The sequence below is a fragment of the Cupriavidus sp. FW306-01-F10A genome, from assembly GCF_058782785.1.
This window is the reverse complement of the sequence record NZ_JBYSYA010000006.1, coordinates 56,070-77,876: the sequence shown is the minus strand read 5'-3', so window position 1 is coordinate 77,876 and position 21,807 is coordinate 56,070. Positions and strand designations below refer to the sequence as shown.

At 66.7% G+C, this 21,807-nt stretch carries 12 protein-coding genes; 11 read left to right on the top strand and 1 reads right to left on the bottom strand.

The features are described from left to right. The first annotated feature begins 18 nt into the window (after positions 1-18). Entirely contained in the window at positions 19-1,443 is a 1,425-nt protein-coding gene (gene mdtD / locus AC3WLF_RS10970; RefSeq protein ID WP_492352389.1) for a multidrug transporter subunit MdtD, read from the top strand. 123 nt (positions 1,444-1,566) lie between these two features. After that, on the top strand, positions 1,567-3,354 hold the full coding sequence (gene treF, locus AC3WLF_RS10965) for an alpha,alpha-trehalase TreF (protein WP_492358202.1): 1,788 nt from the start codon (positions 1,567-1,569) through the stop codon (positions 3,352-3,354). Between the two features lie 425 nt (positions 3,355-3,779). On the opposite strand, the gene AC3WLF_RS10960 is transcribed toward treF, so the two are convergent. Beyond that, a complete protein-coding gene (locus AC3WLF_RS10960; protein ID WP_492317436.1) occupies positions 3,780-5,750 on the bottom strand; it encodes a ligand-gated channel protein in 1,971 nt (656 codons plus the stop codon). 250 nt (positions 5,751-6,000) lie between these two features. On the opposite strand from AC3WLF_RS10960, the gene AC3WLF_RS10955 reads away from it, so the two are divergent. The 9 genes from AC3WLF_RS10955 (at position 6,001) to AC3WLF_RS10915 (ending at position 21,564) form a co-directional block, all read left to right on the top strand. Further along, positions 6,001-6,723 carry a response regulator transcription factor gene (locus AC3WLF_RS10955; RefSeq protein WP_492358201.1) on the top strand — a complete coding sequence of 241 codons (723 nt, stop codon included), beginning with the start codon at positions 6,001-6,003 and terminating at the stop codon, positions 6,721-6,723. Then, positions 6,720-8,168 (top strand): sensor histidine kinase, encoded by a 1,449-nt coding sequence (locus tag AC3WLF_RS10950; RefSeq protein WP_492317271.1) that lies wholly within the window; start codon positions 6,720-6,722, stop codon positions 8,166-8,168. Before AC3WLF_RS10955 ends, AC3WLF_RS10950 begins: the two co-directional genes overlap by 4 nt. A gap of 417 nt (positions 8,169-8,585) precedes the next feature. Then, positions 8,586-9,134, top strand: coding sequence for a fimbrial protein (locus AC3WLF_RS10945; protein ID WP_492317272.1), 549 nt, complete (start codon positions 8,586-8,588; stop codon positions 9,132-9,134). Between the two features lie 102 nt (positions 9,135-9,236). Beyond that, entirely contained in the window at positions 9,237-10,007 is a 771-nt protein-coding gene (locus tag AC3WLF_RS10940) for a fimbrial chaperone (protein ID WP_492317273.1), read from the top strand. Positions 10,008-10,123: 116 nt separating this feature from the next. Next, positions 10,124-12,688: a fimbria/pilus outer membrane usher protein gene (locus tag AC3WLF_RS10935; RefSeq protein ID WP_492317274.1), complete on the top strand. Its 2,565-nt coding sequence runs from the start codon at positions 10,124-10,126 to the stop codon at positions 12,686-12,688. A gap of 466 nt (positions 12,689-13,154) precedes the next feature. Next, positions 13,155-16,484 carry a hybrid sensor histidine kinase/response regulator gene (locus tag AC3WLF_RS10930; protein WP_492358200.1) on the top strand — a complete coding sequence of 1,110 codons (3,330 nt, stop codon included), beginning with the start codon at positions 13,155-13,157 and terminating at the stop codon, positions 16,482-16,484. Between the two features lie 136 nt (positions 16,485-16,620). After that, positions 16,621-17,262: a response regulator gene (locus tag AC3WLF_RS10925; protein WP_492317276.1), complete on the top strand. Its 642-nt coding sequence runs from the start codon at positions 16,621-16,623 to the stop codon at positions 17,260-17,262. A gap of 237 nt (positions 17,263-17,499) precedes the next feature. Then, a complete protein-coding gene (locus tag AC3WLF_RS10920) occupies positions 17,500-18,153 on the top strand; it encodes a helix-turn-helix transcriptional regulator (RefSeq protein ID WP_492340407.1) in 654 nt (217 codons plus the stop codon). Between the two features lie 90 nt (positions 18,154-18,243). Further along, positions 18,244-21,564, top strand: coding sequence for a hybrid sensor histidine kinase/response regulator (locus AC3WLF_RS10915; protein WP_492358199.1), 3,321 nt, complete (start codon positions 18,244-18,246; stop codon positions 21,562-21,564). The last annotated feature ends 243 nt before the right edge of the window (positions 21,565-21,807 follow it).

Here is a 21,807-nt window from a genome sequence, read left to right as displayed (position 1 = left end):
CGGCCCGGAGCCCGCCACATGACCACACCCCAGCCCGACGACCGCACCCGCCGCATCATGCTGTGGGTGGTGGCGGTCGGCTTCTTCATGCAGACGCTGGACTCGACCATCGTCAACACCGCGCTGCCATCAATGGCGCACAGCCTGGGCGAGAGTCCGCTGCGGATGCAGTCGGTGGTGATTGCCTACTCGTTGACCATGGCGGTGGTCATCCCGGCCTCGGGCTGGCTGGCTGACCGCTTCGGCACCCGCACCATCTTCCAGACCGCCATCGGGCTGTTCGTGGTGGGTTCGCTGCTGTGCGCCTACGCGCCGACGCTGAACTTCCTGATCGGCGCGCGCGTGGTGCAGGGCGTGGGCGGGGCCATGCTGCTGCCGGTGGGGCGGCTCTCGGTGCTGCGCACCTTCCCGCGCGAGCAGTACCTGCAGGCGCTGAGCTTCGTCGCCATCCCCGGCATGATCGGCCCGCTGATCGGGCCGACGCTGGGCGGCTGGCTGACGCAGGTGCTGTCGTGGCACTGGATCTTCCTGATCAACGTGCCGGTCGGGCTGCTGGGCGCACTGGCCACGGTGCGCTATATGCCCAACGCGCGGCTGACCGGCATCGGGCCCTTCGACATCGCCGGCTACCTGCTGCTGGCCATCGCCATGCTGTCGCTGTCGTTCTCGCTCGACGGGCTGGCCGGGCTGGGCTTCCAGCACGCCACCGTGCTGATGCTGCTGATCGCCAGCATGGCCGCGCTGACCGCCTACGGGCTGCACGCCAACCGGCGCAAGCAGCCGCTGTTCCCGCTGCGGCTGTTCCGCATCCACAGCTTCAGCGTGGGGCTGCTGGGCAACCTGTTCGCACGGATCGGCAACGGCTCGATGCCGTTCCTGATCCCGCTGACGCTGCAGATCAGCCTGGGCTATTCGCCGTTCGATGCCGGCCTGATGATGTTGCCCGTCACCGCCGCAGGCATGGCCTCCAAGCGCCTGGCCACGCGCCTGATCCAGCGCCACGGCTACCGCCGCGTGCTGGTGGCCAATACCTTCGTGGTGGGGCTGGTGATGGCCGCCTTTGCGCTGATCACGCCGCAGTTGCCGCTGTGGCTGCTGGTCCCGCTGCTGGCGCTGTTCGGCATGGTCAATTCGATCCAGTTCACGGCCATGAACACGGTCACGCTGAAGGACCTGAGCGGGGCCGGCGCCAGCAGCGGCAACAGCATGTTGTCGATGGTGCAGATGCTGTCGATGAGCCTGGCGGTGACCGCGGCGGGCGCCTTGCTGGCGACCTTCCAGCACCGCTTCGGCGGAGATTCCACGGCGGTGCTGCCGGCGTTTCATGCCACCTTTGTCTGCATGGGGCTGATCACGTGCGCGTCGGCCTGGATCTTCATGCAGCTGGGGGTGCGCGAAGCTGCGCCGGCGATACCGGTGCAGCATGGCGAGAAGGAGGTGTGAACGCCTGCGCCCTGGCGCCTGCGTGACACATGGGCCGCTTTGCGGGGGGCGGCCGCGAACTTACCCGGCACTTCGCGGCTCCTATCCAAATGAGCCGGCAGCGCCCGGTGCAAGGAGGCGCCCATGCAGCCGACAGGCAAGCCCGAGACCGAACCCGCCATTCCGCCGTCGTCAGGCGCCACTGCCGGCGGCAGCACGGTGCCGCGCACGGCCCCGGCCACCCCTGACGGCGCCGGCGCGGTGCCGGGGCCATCGGCGGCGCCCGGCAAGGTCCATGCGGCGGCGCAGCCGGCGCTGGTCACGGACCGGGACTGCCCGCCGCCGCACACGCTGCCCGGCTGCGCCTGCGCCGACATGCTGTCGCCCGCGGCGCGCTACTGCGAGCTGTTCGTCGACGTCCAGCACAGCGGCCTGTTTGCCGACAGCAAGACCTTCCCTGACTGCATTCCCAACTGCGACCCGGACCAGATCGTGGCGCGCTACCGCGAAACGCGCGACACGCCGGGATTCTGTCTGGCTGATTTCGTGCAGGCGCATTTCACCCGCGCCACCGTGCCGGAGAGCCACTACGTGTCAGACCCGGCCAGCACCCTGCGCGAACATATCGATGGCCTGTGGCCGGTGCTGACGCGCGAGCCCGTGGCCCATCCGCCGCTGTCGTCGCTGTTGCCGCTGCCGCACCGCTATGTGGTGCCGGGTGGGCGCTTCGGCGAGCTGTATTACTGGGACTCCTACTTCACCATGGAGGGGCTGGCCGGCAGCGGGCGCGGCGACCTGATGGTGGAGATGGCGCGGAACTTCGCCTACCTGATCGACACCTATGGCCTGGTGCCGAACGGCACGCGCAACTACTACCTGAGCCGCTCGCAGCCGCCGGTGTTTGCGCTGATGGTGGACCTGCTCGAGCGCGAGCAGTTGGCCAGCGCCATCGACTTCCTGCCGCAGCTGCGCCGGGAATACGCCTTCTGGATGGACGGTGCCGACTGCGTGCGGCCGGGCCATGCGCACCGGCGGGTGGTGTGCCTGCCCGACGGCGCGGTGCTGAACCGCTACTGGGACGACCGCCCGTGGCCGCGCGAGGAAGCCTTCCTGGAAGACATGGAGACCGCGATGCGCAGCGGCCGGCCGCATCACCTGGTGTTCCGCGACCTGCGCGCCGCGGCGGAATCGGGCTGGGACTTCAGCTCGCGCTGGCTCGATTCGCCATCCACGCCCACCGGCCAGCCCGCGGACCTTGCCACCATCCGGACCACGGCGATGCTGCCGGTCGACCTCAACGCACTGCTCTGGCACCTGGAAACGCGCCTCGCCGCGCTGTGCGAGCAGGCGGGCGATGCCGCGGCAGAGGCTTATCGCGTAGCGGCGCGGCGGCGCGAGGCAGCCATCCTGCAATACATGTGGAACGACCCCGCCGGCGCCTTTGTCGACTACGACTGGTGCCGCGGCGCGCCGCGCTTGTGCCTGACCGCGGCAACGGTGATGCCGCTCTATCTCGGTCTTGCGCTGCCGCCGCAGGCGCAAGCCGTGGCACAGGCGGTGAAGGACCGGCTGCTGGTTGACGGCGGGCTGGCCACCACGGAATGTGCTTCGGGCCAGCAATGGGACCATCCCAATGGCTGGGCGCCGTTGCAATGGCTGGCCGTGCGCGGGCTGGTGCGCTATGGCCACGACGACCTGGCGCGCGAGATCGCGCAGCGCTGGCTGGCGACCGTGGCCAGTCTCTACACCCATGAATGCAAGCTGGTGGAGAAATATCGCATCCGGCATATCGAAGGGGCGGCCCGGGGCGGGGGTGGGGGCGAGTATCCGTTGCAGGATGGCTTTGGCTGGACCAATGCGGTTGCGGGGGCGTTGATGGCTCTCTATGGGGAAGTGCCGGCAACGTGCCGGGGGGATGATGTGGTGACCTGAGGTGGGCACACTGCGGTCGGATCGCGTTGGGGGATTTGGCATTGCTGCTCAATGCGGTCGGTTTTCGCTCTTGACTAGCGTGGGCTGTTTCGCCGGCGTAGCCGGCGAGTCACTTCTTGTCCGAGCGACAAGAAGTAACCAAGAAACGCGTCGCCTATGCGGCTGGCAATCAATTCCACGGCGTTGGTGGTTCGCACGGTGGTGCTTGCCGTTCGGCGTGGTTGGCCGTTCGACCCTGCTACGCCATGTGAGTCAGGGATAGTGCCTGCGTTAACCCGCTATTGAACGATCCCCGTGCAGGGCGTAGGCCGCCTGCTGCCAGCCGCATCGCGGGGACGCCTACGGCTGCTGCGCAGGCTCAAATGCGTTGACGGTCATTGAGGGCTTGCGCGGAGCGCAGCCGAAGGCGTTGATGCAGCCACCATTCAAAACTTCACCGCCACACTCATCCAGTACCGCCGGCCATCCTCTACATGCCCATAGTCGGTGTAGTTCACCTGCTTGTCGAAGAGGTTGTAGATCCCGGCAAACACCGACACGTTCTTGGTAACCGCATAGGTCGCCCCCAGGTCGACAAAGGTGTATGACGGCGCCACCACGGTGCTGGAAGACGGCCCCGTGATCGGCTGGCTTTCCTTGCCGCGGTAGTTGACGCGCGCCCAGGCATTGACCTTCTCGCTCGGCCGCCAGTTCAGCGTGGCCACCAGCAGGTGCATCGGCAACTGGTTCAGCGGCTGACCCTGGTACTGGCCGCTCTTCTGTTCCGACTTGGTATAGGTATAGCTGCCGGTCAGCGACCACGCTTGCGCGATCGGCCAGCGCAGGCTGGCTTCCACCCCGCGCGAGTAGGCGCGGTCCACGTTCATGTAGGTGGTCGGGTTGGCGCCGAACCGGTTGGGTCCGTCGGTGCACTGCGTGGCCGGGCAGGCGACGCGCGTGATCTTGTCCTTGAAGTCGTTGTTGAACAGCGTCACGCCCGCCTGCAGGCCGTTGCCCTTGTCATAGAGCAGGCCCAGTTCCTGCGACAACATCGTCTCGGGCTTCAGGTCCGGGTTGCCGTACATATTGCCGCCGCGGCTGGTCTGGCCCCAGCCGGCCACGGTCTGGCGCAGGTCCGGCGCACGGAAGCCGGTCGAGACCCCGCCCTTGACCGTCCAGCGCTCGGCCGCATGCCACACGCCGTACAAGCGCGGGCTGTAGTGCTGGCCGAAGTTCTGGTCATGGTCCATGCGCACGCCGCCGGTCAGGGCAAAGCTCTGCGCCAGGCGCCACTCGTCCTCGGCAAACAGCGCCCACTGGTAGCGCTCGACCTGGTTCGGGCCGCCGGCGATCTGGTTGCCGGTCTGGTCGTTCAGGCGCTGGTTCAGGTATTCGCCGCCGACCGACAGCATATGGTTGCCCAGCGGCATGGCCCAGCTGGTGCGCAGGTCCAGGTTCTTGATCTTCATCCGGCGGCTGCGGTTGTCGAATTCCTCCTGCTGGATATAGCTGTCGGAGACGCCGAAGCCCCAGCGGCCGGTATGCGACAGCGCGTATTTCTCGCTGCGGTAGTCGGTCTCGGAGGAGGTGGGGCAGCCGCTGCGCGGGCAGGCGGTGCCGGGCGGCAGCGGCGGCACGGTCTTGCCCACGGTCTCGCTGCGCAGCTGGCGCATGCCGGTGGCCTCGAACACGATGTCATGGTTGCGCGTGGGCGTTAGCGCCAGCTTGGCGGTCAGGCTCTCGGCGCGGCGGCCGCGGAAGCCGTAGTCGATATCGTCCTCGATGCGGTGCGTGCTCTGGCCGTACAGCTGCAGGCCCAGCAGGTCGCTCTTGAGCGGGCCGGCCAGGTAGAAGTTGCCCTGGTAGAGATTGCCGGAGTCGCTGTTCTCCTGCAGCGTGGCGTCGCCGCGCAGCTCGCCCGTCCATGTCCTCGGCACCTTGCGCGTGATGATGTTGACCACGCCGCCCATGGCATCGGAGCCGTACAGCGACGACATCGGGCCGCGCACCACCTCGATGCGCTCGATCGCGGACAGCGGTGGCGTCCAGCTGCTTTCCACGCCGGACGAGTCGGAGTTGGTGCGGGTCTCGCGCGAGCTCTGGCGCTTGCCGTCGATCAGGATCTGGGTGTATTTGGCGCCCATGCCGCGCAGGCTGATGTCGGTCCGGTCGCCGCCGCCGCTGACGATCACGCCCGGCACTTCCACCAGCGCATCGTTGATGTCGCGATAGGCCTTGTTCTCCAGGTCTTTGCGCGTGACCACGCTGATCGACGCGGGCGCGTCGCGGATGTCCTGCTCACTGCCGGCCGCCGTCACCACCACGGTGGCGAGGGTAGCTTCCGTCTTCGGCGCCTGCGCCTGGGCCCAGGCTCCCGTCATGCCGGAGGCGGCGCATACTGCCGCCAGCATCCGCATCCATTGACCCTGTTGTACGCCCGCCGGTGCTGCCAATCCTGCCGCCGCCGTTGTTGCCGACCCGATCCCGGCGACCTGCCTGAACTTCATCATTTTCCCCGTCTTCTGTAAATAACAATCATTCTCATATTAAAATTCGAAATGAAGGTGCCTACCAGTCACTTTGGATAGCTTTTGTTTTCTTGACGTTTCTTGACGGAACCGGGGACCGGCGGCCACGTCCACGCCCGCAAGGCTCCCGGCAAGCTGCATGCTGATGTGCTTCCACACGCCGCTCGCGCGCGTGCTGCTGATCGACGACGACCAGGAACTGGCGCAAATGCTGCGCGAGTACCTGGAGCCCGATCACTGCACCGTCACGCTGGCGCACACCCGCCAGCAGGGCGAGACCCTGCTGGCCCGCAACGACTACGACGTCGCCCTGCTGGACCTGATGCTCCCTGACGGCAACGGCCTGGACCTGCTCCGGCTGCATCGCGCGCGCTCGCAGCGCCCGGTGATCATGTTCACCGCGCACGGCGATGAAACCGACCGCGTGCTGGGGCTGGAACTGGGCGCCGACGACTACCTGAGCAAGCCGTTCAGCCCGCGCGAGCTCAAGGCGCGCATGCATGCGGTGCTGCGCCGTTTCCACGGCGCCGCGCCTGCCGCGCCCGCACAGGCCTCGTGGCTGGAGGCTGGCGCGCTGCGCCTGAACCTGGCATCCGGCCTGGCCATCCACGGCAACGCCGAGGCGCCGCTGACCGGGGCCGAGCAGCGCGTGCTGGAAATCCTGATGCGGGCGCCGGGCCGGGTGGTCGCGCGCGCCGAGATCGGCCGGTTCGCGCTGGGCCGCGTGCCGGAACGCTACGACCGCAGCCTCGACACGCATATCAGCGCGCTGCGCCGCAAGCTGGCGCTGGACGGCATCACTTCGCCGCTGCTGATCCGCAACCTGCGCGGGCAGGGTTATATGCTGGTGCAGGCGCCGTGAACTGGCGCCGCCGCGTGCGCGCGCTGTTTCCGCTGCCGCTGTTCTGGCGCAACTTCCTGACCTTCTGGCTGGGCATGGCCGCGATCGTTGGCATCGGCATGGCGCTGACGGCCGCGGTGGCCTGGTACCGCTTCGACACGCTCGATGGCCTGAGCCCCGCGGCGCTGACCGAGGATGCGCTCGAGGTCGCCCAGACCCAGGGGCGCCCCGGACTCGAGCGCTGGCTGCGGGCGATGGATTCGCACGCCTCGGCGCTGGACATCTACATTGTCGACGACACGCTGCAGGAACTGCTGGGCCGCCCGTTGCCGGCGCGGCTGCGCAACCGCCTGGCCGACCGGCTGGTGCCGATGTGGCGCGCGGGGTTGATCGGCCATGCTGTCGCGCATGAGCCCAGGCCCGGCGCGCGCGTGTCATGGTGGGACCCGCAACCCATCGCGCTGCCGGAAGGCGGCGAGCTCCTGATGCTGTTCCTGCCGTTCGATTCGTCGCGCTGGGAGGTGCTGCACCTGTCGCCCGTGGTGCTCGCGCTCGGCCTGTGCGCGCTGGGCCTGTCGGCGCCCCTGTGCTGGGCGCTGACGCGGCATGTAACCGGCCCCGTGCGGCGCCTGCGCGAAGCCACGCATGCGCTTGCCGACGGCGAGCTGGCCACGCGCACGCCGCCCGTGCTGGCCCGCCGCGCCGACGAGCTGGGTCTGCTCGCGCGCGATTTCGATGCCATGGCCGATCGCCTGCAGCGCCTGATGGACTGGCGCGAGCAGCTATTGCGCAATATTGCGCATGAACTGCGGTCGCCGCTGGGGCGGCTGCGCCTGTCGCTGGAGCTGGCGCGGCGGCGCGACGCCACGCTCGACCTGCAGTTCGCGCGCATCGAGCGCGAGGCGGAGCGGCTCGATGCGCTGGTCGAACGCACGCTGCAGCTGGCGCGGCTGCATGCGAAGGCACCAGTGCGCGGCCCGATCGATCTGGCGGAACTGGTCGACGTCATCGTCACCGATGCCCGCTTCGAAGCCGCGGCCCGGGGCGTGGCGATCCGCTGGACTCCCCCGGATGCACTGATCGTCGAGGCCGATGCCGCGGGGCTGGGCAGCGCCATCGAGAACATCCTGCGCAATGCGATCCGGTACACCGATCCCGCTGCGCCCGTGACCGTGACGCTGCAGGCTGATGAGACGGCGATCCGGCTCGATATCGTCGACGGCGGGCCCGGCGTGCCGCAAGACGCGCTGGCGAGCCTGTTCGAGCCCTTCTACCGCGTGCGCAGCGGTCCGGGGCATCCGACCGGGGCGGGACTGGGGCTCAGCATTGCGCAAGCGGGCATTGCCGCGCATGGCGGCACGGTGTCGGCGCGCAATGTGGCGCCGCGCGGGCTGGCGCTGCAGGTCTGCCTGCCGCGCAGGACGTGTGGCGGCGCTGTTGGCGTGGCCGAGACCCAGACAAATTAGGGGCGACGGATGCTGCGGAGATGGCCTTTGCGCCATGCAGCCGCTGCAAGTGGCGTGTACCCTTTGGCCAGATGCTGCGCTTCAAGGCGGCTGCCATGATGCAGATCGATCCGGCGCCTGTCCCTTCACCGTCCAAGCTTTTCGCAGGCACATTTGCCCTGCGCCGGCAAGCCGGACATATGCGCCATGACGCATAAGAACCACGGCGACGCCTCTTCGCAGCAAGGGAAAAAATTCCGAGCACGATCTAAGGCTTGCCTGATTGGTGGCATTAAGTGCCATACATATAGTTCAGCTGTCCCCGGGGCAACCGGCAACTGCAGCGCAAATCTGGCGGTTCAATGGCGGCACGGGGCAGGGCGGGATCCGTTGGATCCGAAAGCCATCTACCTATCAACATATTTGAATCACCCCAACATGACCCATACCAAGCTCCTCGCTGCTCTGATCATCGCCGGTACCGCCATGGGCGCGCAGTTTGCACACGCTGCCGACGGCCAGATCACCTTCAACGGCCAGATCACCGCACAGACCTGCACGATCAACGGCAACGGCACGGGCAGCAAGAACTTTACCGTGACACTGCCGACCGTTTCGGCCTCCACCCTGGCCCAGGCTGGTGACACCGCTGGCCAGACGCCGTTCTATATCGCCCTGACCAACTGCACGCCAGACACAGGCAATGTGCATACCTTCTTCGAGGCAGGCCCGACCACCGACACCACCACCGGCAACCTGATCGTGGCCGCCGGCGGCGCCACCAACGTGCAGATCCGCCTGCTGAACGGCGGCACCAATAACAGCCCGATCAAGGCCGGCTTTACCGATGCGTCGCAGAATTCCGGCGTCGTCGCCATCAACAGCGGCTCGGCCACGCTGCCGTACTACGCACAGTACTACGCAACTGGCGCAGCAACGGCCGGTGCCGCCAACTCGACCGTGATGTACTCGATCGCTTACCAGTAAGCCCTGGCACCACGGGGCGCGGAGCGTGTTACCGGCGCGCTCCGCGCCTTCGGAACATGGAAGTGTGTGCCGCTTCACCCGGTCAAGTCCGCCGCAACCATCATGAAAACGTCCATCAAGTCCCTGATTTCCGCCGGCGTGATCGCGCTGGGGCTCATGAGCGCGCTGCACGCGCAAGCTTCCGTGGTCATAGCGGGGACGCGGGTCATCTACAACGCAAAAGACACCGAGACCACGATCAAGCTGACCAATGAAGGCCAGTCGCCGGCGTTGACGCAGGCGTGGATCGACAAGGGCGACCCGAGGGCTGCCCCATCATCCATCGAAGTCCCGTTCACCGTGACGCCGCCGGTTTCGCGCATCGACCCGAAGAAGGGCCAGACGCTGCGCATCCTCTACACCGGCGAGCCACTGCCGCAGGACCGCGAATCCGTGTTCTGGCTCAATGTGCTGGAGATCCCGCCAAAGCCCACCGCCGAAGAAGCTGATGTCAACAAGCTGCAGCTGGCTTTCCGCTCGCGCATCAAGCTGTTCTTCCGCCCCGCGGGCCTGAAGGGCAACGCCGACGACGCCCCTGGCAGCATCCGCTGGCGCGTTACCCAGGCAGGCGGCAAGCCGGCGCTTGAAGCGAGCAACCCCAGCAAGTATCACGTTTCTTTCGCCAAGCTCGAATTGGCTGGCGGCGGCAAGACCGCGAAGTTTGAAGAAGGCGGCATGATCGGCCCGGGCGAAACCAGGACGTTCCCGCTGACCGGCGATGTTGCGCAAGGCACCGAGGCCAAGGTTCGCTACAACGCCATCAATGACTACGGCGGCGCCGTAAGCGGCGAAGCCGCACTGGGCAGCAGCGCCGCCCAGGCCGCTTCGCGCTGACCACACGCCGGGCCGCGCCCGGCGTATTTCCAAGCTGATGTCTCCGATTGACGATGCCGCAACAAGCGGCAGGGGCAAGTCTTGCCCGCGCATGGCCAGAACTCCGGCATAAACCCATGAAAACCCAGAAGACCTCTTCCTTCCCGTCCCGGCTGCGTCCGGCCAGTGCGGTGGTGTTGTCCTTGTTCGCTGGCGTAGGCGCGTGGGCGGCGCCCACCGGCGCGCCGACGCTGGTGGCGGAAGTGGAATTCAACGACACCTTTCTGCAGCAGCCCGGCGGTGCCCGCATCGACGTGAGCCGCTTCAACAAGGGCAACGTGGCCTTGCCGGGCAACTATCGCGCAGAGCTGTACGTCAACGAAGTCTGGCTGGGCCGTGCCGAAGTGACGATGCGCCAGGTGGGCGAAGACAGCCGCAATGTGCAGCCGTGCTTTGACCGTGCCGCGATCCAGCGCGTGGGGGTGGACCTGACCAGGTTGGCACCGGAGACGTCGGCGCGGCTGGACACGGGCTGCGTATCGCTGCCCGACCTGATCCCCGATGCCACGGCCAGCTTCGACAACGGCGAGCAGCGCCTGGACGTCTCGGTGCCGCAGATTGCCATGTCGCGCTCGGCGCGCGGCTATGTCGATCCCAAGTACTGGGACGAAGGCGTGACCGCGGCGCGCCTGCAGTACAACGCCAACGTCTACCACTCCGATTCGAGCGGGATATCGACCACGCAGGGCTATGTCGGGGTGAACGCCGGACTCAACTTCGGTGGCTGGCGCTTCCGCCATCTGGGCAACCTGACGCACGGCGACGTCGAGGGCACGCGCTACCAGAGCGTGCAGACCAGCCTGCAGCGCTCGATTGCGCCGATCAGGAGCCAGCTGATCATCGGTGATGCCTTCACCGATGGCACCATGTTCGACAGTTTCGGCTTCCGTGGCGTGCAGATTGCCAGCGACGACCGGATGTACCCGGAATCTCAGCGCGGCTATGCGCCGGTGGTCCATGGCATTGCCAACAGCAACGCCCGCGTGCAGATCCGCCAGGGCGGCAACATCATCTACGAAACCACGGTGGCCCCCGGCGCATTCGAGATCAATGACCTGTATCCGACCGGCTACGGCGGCGATCTCGAGGTGGTGGTCACCGAGGCCGATGGCAGCGTGCATACCTCGCGCGTGCCCTACGCCGCAGCCGTCAATGCGCTGCGCCCGGGCGTCACGCGCTACAGCGTGACCGTCGGCCAGTACCGCAATACGTCGATCCAGAGCAAGCCGATGCTGATGCAGGCAACCGTGCAGCACGGCATCAGCAATATGGTGACCGGCTACGGCGGCGTCATCGCGGCGCAGGACTACACCGCGGTGATGGGCGGCGGGGCGCTGAACACGGACTTCGGTGCCTTCGGCGCCGACGTGACCCAGGCCTGGACCAACCTGCAGAATGCACCCAACCGGAGCGGCCAGAGCATGCGGCTGTCGTACAGCAAGCGGGTGGCACCGACCAATACGAACCTGACGGTGGCCGCCTACCGCTATTCCAGCAGCGGCTACCTGAGCATGACCGATGCCATGGCGCTGCGCGACCTGGACCAGCGCGGCCTGAGCCCTGGCATGTTCCTGGGCGGCATCCAGCGCGGACGCCTGCAGATGACCATCAACCAGATGCTGCCGCAAGGCTATGGTTCGTTCTACCTGTCCGGTTCCACCCAGAACTACTGGAACCGCGGCGGTTCCGATACCCAGTTCCAGGCGGGCTATAACAACAGCTACAAGCGCATCAACTATGGCGTCTCAGCGTCGCGCCAGTTCAACGTCGGCTCAGGCAAGTGGGACACCCGGGTGATGCTCAACGTGGGTATCCCGCTGGGCAAGGGCCAGCACGCGCCGTACTCGATGACCAGCCTGAGCCACGATTCCACGGGCGGCACGTCGCTGCAGGAAACAGTGACGGGCACCCTGGGCCAGGACAACGCCTTCACCTATGGCGTGAACGCCGGCTACACCGGTGGCCGCAACACCAGGGATGCTGCTTCTGTCGGCGCCAACGTCGGCTATGTGTCGCCGATGGCTACCATGACGGCCAGCGCCAGCACGGGCCGCAACTTCTCGCAGGCAGGCCTGGGCATCAGCGGCGGCATCGTGGCCTATGCGGGCGGCGTGGCGTTCACCCCGACGATGGGCGACACCATGGCCATCATCGAGGCCAAGGATGCCGCGGGCGCGCGCCTGGCCAACGGCAGCGGCCTGCGCGTGGACCCCTGGGGCCACGCCTTGGTGCCGACCCTGACGCCGTTCGCCACCAACCAGATCGAGATCGACCCGAAAGGGCTGCCGATGAGCGTGGAGCTGAAGACCACGCAGCAGAACGTGGCGCCGACCGCGGGTGCGATCGTGAAGATGAAGTTCGAGACGGACAACCCAGGGCGGGCGGCGATTCTGCGTGCCAATGGGCCGGATGGGAAGCCGCTGCCGTTTGGCGCGGAGGTGACGGGCGCGCAAGGGCAGAGCATTGGTACCGTCGCTCAGGGTGGTCGTGTCATTGCGCGCGGTCTCAAGGCAGATTCCGGCCAGTTGATGGTGAGCTGGGGCAAGGGCGCTGCACAGCGCTGCACTTTGGACTATGTCTTGCCGAAGGCTGGCAGCGAAGCGGGCACGACTTACCAGATCGTGGACGCGGGGTGCCGTTGATCGAGCCTGAAACAATCTTGTCCGACCGCCGGCTGCGTACCGACATTGCTCCCAATGACGTATTGACTCCCGGGCATGACAGCTTCGCATCAAATGGCGGGGACAGCGGCGATGACGTCCACCATGACCGGTCTGTGAAGCGGGGCGCCCGGAAAGACTCCGTCCGATCTTTTGCCGTGCGCAAGCACGCGCGGCAAGAAGCCTGGTGCTGCCGCCAGGCAGCACCAGCGTCACTCGCCATGTCCTGATTTGACATGCCCCGCTTATGCCGGGGCATATGCCCCCTGGCCAGCTTCGGCTCTGCCTCCCCGGCGCACGCCGGCCACCTGCATCCTGGGCATGGCGGCCCCGACGATCCGCAATGTTGATGCATAATCCGGAGGCATTGCCATATCCATCGTGGGCACTTGCTGATGCCCGGTGCCCGGACCGGCCTCAGGCAGGTTGCCGAGAAGGAGGGTCGCCAATGGTCAACTGGCTGTCTCGCGCGAACACGCAGGTGCACGGACGCCTGCTCACCGTTGTCGTTGCCCTGCTGATCGTCGTGATCAGCAGCTTCCTTGCCCTGTTCCTCCATAGCCTGTTTGAGCGCATCCTCTGGGAACAGGCGTCGGCCAGCCGCCTGCATTTCGGCGCGGTTCTGGAGGTAAAGTCTACGCACGAGTATTTCATCCGGCGCATGGCAGAAATCTCCGGGCCGGAGTATCGGCTGGCGCGCAGCGACCGCCTGGCTGGCCAGCTCGAAGCCATGCTGACGGGCGTGCCTCCAGGCAGTGCCCGTACCGTCGAAGTGCCTGGCCTGACCAATCAGGCCACCATGCTGACGGGCGCGCCCGCGCCAGCGGCGGGGCGTCCCGACACGATTTCGCACATCGTTCGATTCGCCATCTTCGAGCGCGCATACTGGGGTAAGGCGCCGCAGGGGATGCGCTCGGTTTTCCTGTCTGCTGACGGGAGCCAGGCATTCGTGACACCGGCGCTTCCGGGTGCGCTGGCGTTGAGCGGGCCGCTGGTCGCTGATGTTGTCAGCAACTGGGCCAAAGCGCTGGCGAACCGGTCGCGCGAAGCGCAACCTGAGACGCCGGTCGCCTCACCGCTGTGGACCGGGCCATACCAGGGCACCATCGAGCGGGGCCCGATCCTGAGCTGCTTCCTGCCAGTCCGCGACGCCAGCGGAAATCTCGTGGCGTATGGCGCGACGGCCATTCCTGCACGCGCGCTGATGGACGACGTCAGCATCCCGGATGCCACGCACCCCGCGTCAGGCAGGCGGGCAATGTTCTTCGATGAGCAAGGGCGACTGCTGTACCAGGGCAGCGACGCCGGCTGGCTGCGCCCGCAAGCTCTGGGTGAGCGGGTGGCGCGTGAGTTGGGCAGCAGCCGGCAAAACGTCGCCTACTGGTTCGAGCAGGGCAGCCTGATGATTGGCCTCATGGCACGCGACCGTGGCTGGCGCGCGGCCTACGCTTATCCGCTGTCTCAGGCGCTGGCGGATCATGGCCCGGCGCTGGCGGCTGCGCTTCTGCTCTACGGCTTTGGTGTGCTCGCGGTGCTGACCGGTGCCGGCACGCTGCGGCGCCGGGTGTTGGTGCCGATGCAGCAAAACGCTGAACGGATCGAGGATAGCGAACGCTTCAACCGTACCGTGATGCAGGCCGCGCCGGTCGGCCTGCGGGTGGTGCGCACAGCCGATGCGCATGTACGGGTCGAGAACGCGCTGGCCGCGCAATGGCTGCCGCTCGACACGCGCACGGCGGGCCGGCCATGGCTGGACGAGATGCTGGCGCGGCGGGGTGACCAGCCCGCGCGGCTGGAGCTGCAGGTGCCATCCGACCACGGGGGGGCACGCGACTTGCTGGTTGTCGGCCGCCACACCCGCTTCGAGGGTGAAGACGTACTGCTGTGTGCGATCCATGATGTCACCGACGAACGCGAAGCGCACCGCGCGCTCTCGCGCGCACGCCAGCTGGCGGATGAGGCAAGCGCCGCCAAATCGCAGTTCCTGGCCGCCATGAGTCACGAAATCCGGACGCCGCTGTACGGGATGCTGGGCACGCTGGAGCTGCTGTCCCTGACAAAGCTGGCACACAGCCAGCGCGAGATGCTGTCGACCATCCAGTCCTCGTCGCAAGTCTTGCTGCAGATACTGGATGACCTGCTTGACTACTCCCGCGCGGAAGCCGGCCAGATCGAACTGGACGCCGTGCCGTTCGATCCGGTCGACCTGCTGGAATCGACGGTTCGCGCGCAGGCGCCGATCGCGCTGCAAAAAGGCATTGCGCTGCCGTTCTATCCACAGCCCGGCTTGCCTTGCCTGATCGGGGATCCGGTGCGGGTGCGCCAGATTATCGGCAACCTGCTCGCCAACGCGCTGAAATTCACGGCAGAGGGCCATGTCATCGTGCGCCTGCAGCGCGCGCCCCAGAGCGAAGCGCCCGATGCGGACGGCAGGATCGGCATCCGGCTTGAGGTGGCGGATACCGGGCCAGGCATTGCGCCAGAGGTCCAGGCGCGGCTGTTTGAGCCTTTCGTGCAGGCAGATGCTTCGACCGCAAGGCGCTTTGGCGGGACGGGCCTGGGCTTGTCGATCTGCAGACGCCTGGCCGCCCTGATGGGCGGCAGTATTTCCGTGCAGAGCGAACCGGGCAAGGGCAGCGTCTTCCGAGTATTGCTGAGGTTGCCGGAAGCCGGGCCGCGCGAACAGGTGGAGCCGGTGTTGCCGCCGGTGGCCGTACTGTCGGAAAATGACGAGATTCGCAACCATGCCATCGACAATCTGCGCGCCATGGGCTGCAGGGCGGTCGCTTGCCGTGGGCCGGCGCCGGAACCGGGGATGGTGTTGCTTGTTGCCACCCGCCACATCGAGGCCATTCCCGAAGGCTATGCCGGCTTGGTCTTTTTGCGCGCCGATGGCCCGGCGGAACCACAGCTGATCGCCGGCAGCTGGCTGGTCAATGCCTATCATCAGGCGGGCATCCTGCGGGCGTTTTGCAAGGCGGCCGGCATGACGCCGGTCAGTGCGCCGCCGCTGGCTGCGCCTGTCGACCCCACGCCGCAGCTTGGGCTGGAGATACTGGTGGTCGACGACCATCCCTACAACCGGCTGCTGATGCAGCAGCAGCTTGAGCGCCTTGGCTGCCGGCCGACGCTTGCGGCCAGTGGCGAAGAAGGGCTTGCCGTGTTGCGCCAGCACAAGTTTGACCTGATGCTGACGGATGTCCACATGCCCGGCATGGACGGCTACGAACTGAGCCGCAGGCTGCGCGCGCAGGGGGCAACGCTGCCCATCGTCGGGCTTACCGCGAGCATCGCGCAGGGTGAGGCCGAGCGCTGCCTGGAGGCCGGCATGAATCGCTACCTGTCCAAGCCGATCCTGCTGGGCGACCTGGCCGAGTGTCTGCGCGACGTGCTGCCGGCGCATGTGCCTGGCCTGGCACAAGGGGCCGCGGGCACGGCTGGCTCCGCCCGCGTGGAGGATAACGTTGCCAGCATGGCGTTGCTGGAGCGCACCATGCGCGAGGATTTCAAGCAACTATCCGCCGCGGCAGCCAGCGGGGAACTGAAGGCAATCCGCCATCATGCCCATCGTATGAGGGGGGCCATGGCGCATGCCGAAGATGGCGAGGAGATCGTCGAACTGTGCCGGGAACTGGAGCTGGATGCCGCCCAGGCGCTGGCAGCCGTGCAAGCCCATGTCGACAACCTGGCGTTGTATCTTGCCGCATACTTCGACGATCCTGAAAACCATGAGGGCAGCCAGCATGCGGCCCGACGCGATTGGCCGGATACTATTTAAGGAATGCCTTAATTTGGGTTTTTCGGAAGACTCCTAATATTCAGATCAGCGAAAATGACCGGCATTGAATGCCGGCACGGTTCGGCGGCGCACCGGTAGGCGGCCGCAGAGCCGATTAAAACAAGGGGGATCCTAAATGATCAAGGTAATCATCGCAGACGACCACCCCGTCGTGCTTGACGGGATGAGCCGGGTGCTGGCGAACGAAGTGGGCACGCAAATCGTCGGAAGTGCCGCAAATTCCACCCAATTGGTGGAGTTGCTTGAAAGCACGGATTGCGACGTTATCGTGACCGATTACTCCATGCCGGGCGGCCAGTTTGGCGACGGCCTGCCGATGCTGCAGATGCTGCGCCGCCGTTATCCCACCACCCGGATCGTGGTGATGACCATGCTGGATAATCCGGCGCTGATTCGCAATATCCAGAAGGTCGGCATTTCCGTGATCCTGAACAAGACCGATCCGGTCCAGGAGCTGGTGCCGGCGGTACGTGCCGCGTTCAGCGGGCTGAGCTACCAGCCGGCATCGGTGCGTGCGATCCTGGCCTCGGGTGGCCTGGATGAGCCGTCGCAGCGGCCGGTCCTGACGCGCCGCGAACTGGAAGTGATACGGCAGTGTGCAGCTGGTGTCCCGGTCATCGAGATTGCACGCCAGGCCAACCGCAGCAGCAAGACCATCAGCGCGCAGAAGAGCATCGCCATGAAGAAGCTGGGCCTGACCAACGACTACGAACTCTACGAGTACGCCAGGACAAACGGCCTGCTGGGCGGCCCCTGATCCTGGCATCGTCCCCTCCCTTGCGGGCCGGTCCCCGGGCCGCGTCGCATTTCCCCTCCCTCCGCTGAACAGCACTCCTGACTGTGCCGATGCCGGCCGGCTCCTGCCGTGCGACGGCGAGTGCGCTATTCCTCCCCTCGGAAATATCCCCGCTTTTTTCAGGCTTGGCTGATTTCGAAAGCCAGGCGCATGGTTCATCCTGAACGCAGGAATGACAACGCTGGAGCCTAAGGCGCCATGGAAAAAATCCGGGTGATCATCGCGGACTCGCAACCTGTCATGCGTCGCTTGCTGGGCCGGCGGCTCGCGGCCAGCGCCTGCATCGAACTGGCCGGCGTGGTGGGCGACGAACCGAGCCTGGTGCAAGCGCTGCGGCAAGGCTCGTGTGATGTCGTGACACTGCGTTACCCGCTGTGGGACACCGAAGACCGCGAGCCTTCCGGCTATGCGCGAATTGGCACGCGGCTCGCCGAACTGGGCGGGCAGCGCGTGGTCGCGATCGCCAACGTCGCCGACCGCGCCACCGTACTGCAGTTGCTCAAGGACGGCTGCCGCAATGTCGTGACCGCCAGGGACGGCGTCGACGAGATCATGAAGGCGGTCTGGATGGCATACCTGGGGCTGGCTTCCGTATCGGAAATCGCTTGCACGCTGATCTGGGGCAGGTCCTGCAGCGGTCCGCCGGACGGCGATTGGGCGGAGTTGCTGACCAGGCGTGAAAGCGAAGTGCTGCGCCTCTACCTGTCGGGCATGTCCGTTACCGGGATCGCCTTGCGCACCGGCCGGACCGTCAAGACGATCAGTACGCAAAAGCAGAGCGTCATGCGCAAGATCGGCGCCGAGAACGACGTGGAGCTTGCCGCCTTTGCCATCCGGCGCGGCATGTTGTGAGGCCCGGCACGCCGCTTGCCGCAGCGTGCACTACGACCCATGCACTGGCCGGACGCTGCGGACAGTCTCGATGTTAAGACGAGGTATTCAATGAAACGGCTGATGTCGATCGACAGCAGCTCCGCGTTGCCGTTGAGCATTCGCCAGATCCGTTATCTGGTCTACCTGTTCTCGGCCTGCGTGCTGGGACTGACCGTACTGTCCTGGGGGGTGCTGCTGCGCTATCGCCTGCACGAGGCGGTCGAGCGTCAGGAGATGGTGCTGCAGTCGCAGTCCGAGCAATTGCAGGCAAAGCTGCATTGGGCCGAGGCGCTGACGGTGCGCGCGCAGGGATCGCTGACGCGGCTTTCCGATATCGGCCTGGCCGATGAACTGGCTGCCGTCAGCGATGAGCAATGGACCGACCGCCTGCGGCGCCGGGGCGACCGCCAGTACAGCCCGCTGCTGGTCCCGCCTGCCCCCGCCAGGGCGCCGGCCGCCAGGCTGAAAAGCCTGGCCGACATGATGACGTTCACTTTCCGCGTCAACAACCAGCAATACCGCGAGGTGCAGAACGCCTACCTGGTAGACCTGCAGGCCGACCAGCTCTATGTCATCCCGCGCCGGCTGGACCCGGCACGCGCGCTCATGCAGCGCGATGGCGTGCCCCGGACCTTCCTGCGCGAGACGCTCGCGCGCCTGCGCAATGACGCGCTGGTCGCACGCCTGCGCGCCCACCCGGGCCAGGCGGTGGTGCTGCCGCCGGCGCAGGACTGGGTCAGCGGCATGCGCACCGTGACCTTCGCCACCCTGGTGCAAGCCGGCGGCGAGCCGGCCGCGATCCTGGCCATGGAGTTCCCGCTGTCGCCGATGCTGCCGGACGGGCAGACCATCGATGGCGATTTCATGCTGGTGACCGATGGCGGCATGGTGCTGAGCGCGGACGGCATGCCGGCCGGCGCCCTCGGCCAGCCGGTCGCGGCATCGCTGGCAGCGCAGGGCGCGCACCCGGGCAGGGTGCGATCGGCGCTGGTATGGCAAGGGCTGCTGGATCATGTCGTCGTGCTGGAATACCAGCTTGACGCGTGGGGCTGGCGCACGGTCGGCGTGGTCGAACTGGGCCATGTATGGCACCAGTTCCGGAGGAACGCCTTGTGGATGCTGGGCCTGAGCGGCTCGCTGTCGATGCTGATCCTGGCGTGGATCTGGCTGATCGACCGCCGCATCATGCGCCCGGCGCAGCGCCAGTCCTTGCGCCTGCAGGAAAGCGATGCGCTCGGGCGCTTCGTGATTGAAGTGGCCGGGGTGGGCCTGATGATCGTCGAGCGCAGCACGCGGCAAGTGCTGCTGGCCAATACCGCCGCCAAGGCCATCATCGAGCAGGCCACTGCCGCCGGGCTGACGCAGCTGCAAGATGCCTGCGACGCGCGCCTGAGCGGCGGCCATGCCAATGCTGAAGGCCCGCCGCAGGTACTGCCCCGTTTCGAGGTGGACATGGCCGGACGCAACGGCGAGATGCGGTCCCTGGAGGTGCGGCTGGTAGAAATTACCTACGAAGGTCGTGCCGCCGTGCTGTACGCACTCAACGACGTCACCGAGGCGCGGCGCAGCGAAGCGCGCTTGCGCGAGGCGATCCGCGCGGCGGATACCGCCAACCATGCCAAATCGTCGTTCCTGGCCACCATGAGCCACGAAATCCGCACGCCGCTCAATGGCATGCTGGGCAGCATCGAGCTGCTCGGCATGACCCGGCTCGATTTGCGCCAGCGTGATCAGCTGGCGGTGATGCAGCACGCGTCGCAGTCGCTGATCTACATCATCAATGACGTGCTGGACTTCAGCAAGATCGAGGCCGGGCAGATGTCATTGCAGCTGCGACCGTGCCGCGTCGAGGAAGTCGTCGAGGAGGTGACCCGGCGCTTTGCCGCGGAAGCGGCGCGCAAGCAGCTGCGCCTGCTCTGCATCAATGATCCTTCGCTGGTAGAGCCGGTGATGGCTGACGTGGTCAAGCTCGAACAGATCCTGACCAACCTGATCAGCAATGCGGTGAAATTCACCGAGCAAGGCAAGGTGATCGTCACGGCCATGCGCAAGGCGGGCGGCAGCGTGGAAATCCGCGTCATCGACACAGGCATCGGCATCGCCGGGCGAGACCAGATCCGGCTGTTCGAGCCTTTCGTCCAGGCCGAGCAGCCGGACACGCGCCACTACGGCGGCACTGGCCTTGGTTTGTCGATCTGCCGCCGGCTGGTCGAACTGATGTCTGGCGAGATACGGGTGGTCAGCGAGCCCGGCCTGGGCAGCTGCTTTACCGTCAGCCTGCCGCTGGCCAGCGCCGGTGCCGCGGCGTCGGCCGACGCCTGGCCGCGGACCGCGCTGCGTGGACTGACGGTCGGCCTCAATGTCACCTTGCGCGAGCTCTACCAGGGCGTGGAGCAGTTGCTGCAGTTCTATGGCGCACGGGCGGTCAAGTATGACCCCGCCGCGCCGCCGGCCACGCCGGTCGATGTCCTGGTGTGCGACGAGCAGGCCATGCCGCGCTGCAATGACGCCGATGTGGTGGTGTCGGCCATGGCGCCGGCAGTGCCGGACCTGACGCAGACGCCGGTGGTGGCATCGCCCTATGCATGGCGCGGCTTGCTCGCGGCGATCGCGGCAGCGGCAGGCGTGGAGGTGACGGAAACGCAGGCGCCGCTGTCGGCGCGCGAGCATGCGCCTGCCGCGCAGCTGGCGCTGCTGCTGGTGGAAGACCATCCGATCAACCAGGTGGTGATGCGGGAGCAGCTTGAAAACCTGGGGCATAAGGTCGATCTGGCCAGTGACGGGCCCGAGGCCCTGTTGATGGCATCGGGCCGGCACTACGACCTGGTCGTGACCGATCTGCAGATGCCTGGCATGGACGGCTTCACGCTGGCGCGGCGCCTGCGCGATGCCGGCCTGGCCACGCCGATCGTTGCCGTCACCGCCAGCGTGGGGCCCGATGTGGCCGAGCGATGCCAGCAGGCCGGCATCGACCGATGCCTGACCAAGCCAGTGGGGCTGGGCACGCTGCGCTTACTGCTGGAAGACCTGTCCGGCGCCCATATGGCCGCGCGGGCAACGCCGGGCCAGCATGCAGGCGGCGACACACTGCTGCATGCCGACGCGCTGCGGCGCGACCAGCGCGCACTGGCCGAGGCGCTGCTGGCGGGCGACGCCGAAGCGTTTGCCCAACGGTTGCACGGCTTGGCCGGGGCGCTGTCGGTAATGGGCCATGCGCTGCAGAGCCAGGCGTGCCGCTGGCTGGAGCAGGCGGTCCGGCACTCGGGGCTGGTTGCCATTGGTCCGGACTGGCAGGTTTTCCATGCTGAACTGGAACAGCTGGCAGACGGGCTGGAGTCGCAAGGCGGCACGCAGGGTGCCAACTACACGGCCGATTTAAGGCATGCCTGATGGAGCGGTCACGCGCCGGGCGCGATACTGCATCCGTGGAGCGTCTTCCCGATCGCTCCGCATTCTCCCGGGTGCGTCCCGTCGCGAGAAACTTCCCTGCCGCCTGCTTGCCCAGCAGGCGTTTTTTTGCGCAGGGCAAACTGATCGAGGTGGCGAACCATGGCTAGCAAACTGCTGAAGACACTTCACGAGACGGCTCAGGATTTCGCGGAAGGCGGCCTCATCGATGCACATCACGCGCAG

Bases quoted from the DNA above. Each gene is read 5' to 3' on its own strand.
- mdtD (WP_492352389.1), top strand. From the start codon at position 19: ATGACCACACCCCAGCCCGACGACCGCACCCGCCGCATCATGCTGTGG.
- treF (WP_492358202.1), top strand. From the start codon at position 1,567: ATGCAGCCGACAGGCAAGCCCGAGACCGAACCCGCCATTCCGCCGTCG.
- AC3WLF_RS10960 (WP_492317436.1), bottom strand. From the start codon at position 5,750: ATGCGGATGCTGGCGGCAGTATGCGCCGCCTCCGGCATGACGGGAGCC.
- AC3WLF_RS10955 (WP_492358201.1), top strand. From the start codon at position 6,001: ATGCTGATGTGCTTCCACACGCCGCTCGCGCGCGTGCTGCTGATCGAC.
- AC3WLF_RS10945 (WP_492317272.1), top strand. From the start codon at position 8,586: ATGACCCATACCAAGCTCCTCGCTGCTCTGATCATCGCCGGTACCGCC.
- AC3WLF_RS10940 (WP_492317273.1), top strand. From the start codon at position 9,237: ATGAAAACGTCCATCAAGTCCCTGATTTCCGCCGGCGTGATCGCGCTG.
- AC3WLF_RS10935 (WP_492317274.1), top strand. From the start codon at position 10,124: ATGAAAACCCAGAAGACCTCTTCCTTCCCGTCCCGGCTGCGTCCGGCC.
- AC3WLF_RS10930 (WP_492358200.1), top strand. From the start codon at position 13,155: ATGGTCAACTGGCTGTCTCGCGCGAACACGCAGGTGCACGGACGCCTG.
- AC3WLF_RS10925 (WP_492317276.1), top strand. From the start codon at position 16,621: ATGATCAAGGTAATCATCGCAGACGACCACCCCGTCGTGCTTGACGGG.
- AC3WLF_RS10920 (WP_492340407.1), top strand. From the start codon at position 17,500: ATGGAAAAAATCCGGGTGATCATCGCGGACTCGCAACCTGTCATGCGT.
- AC3WLF_RS10915 (WP_492358199.1), top strand. From the start codon at position 18,244: ATGAAACGGCTGATGTCGATCGACAGCAGCTCCGCGTTGCCGTTGAGC.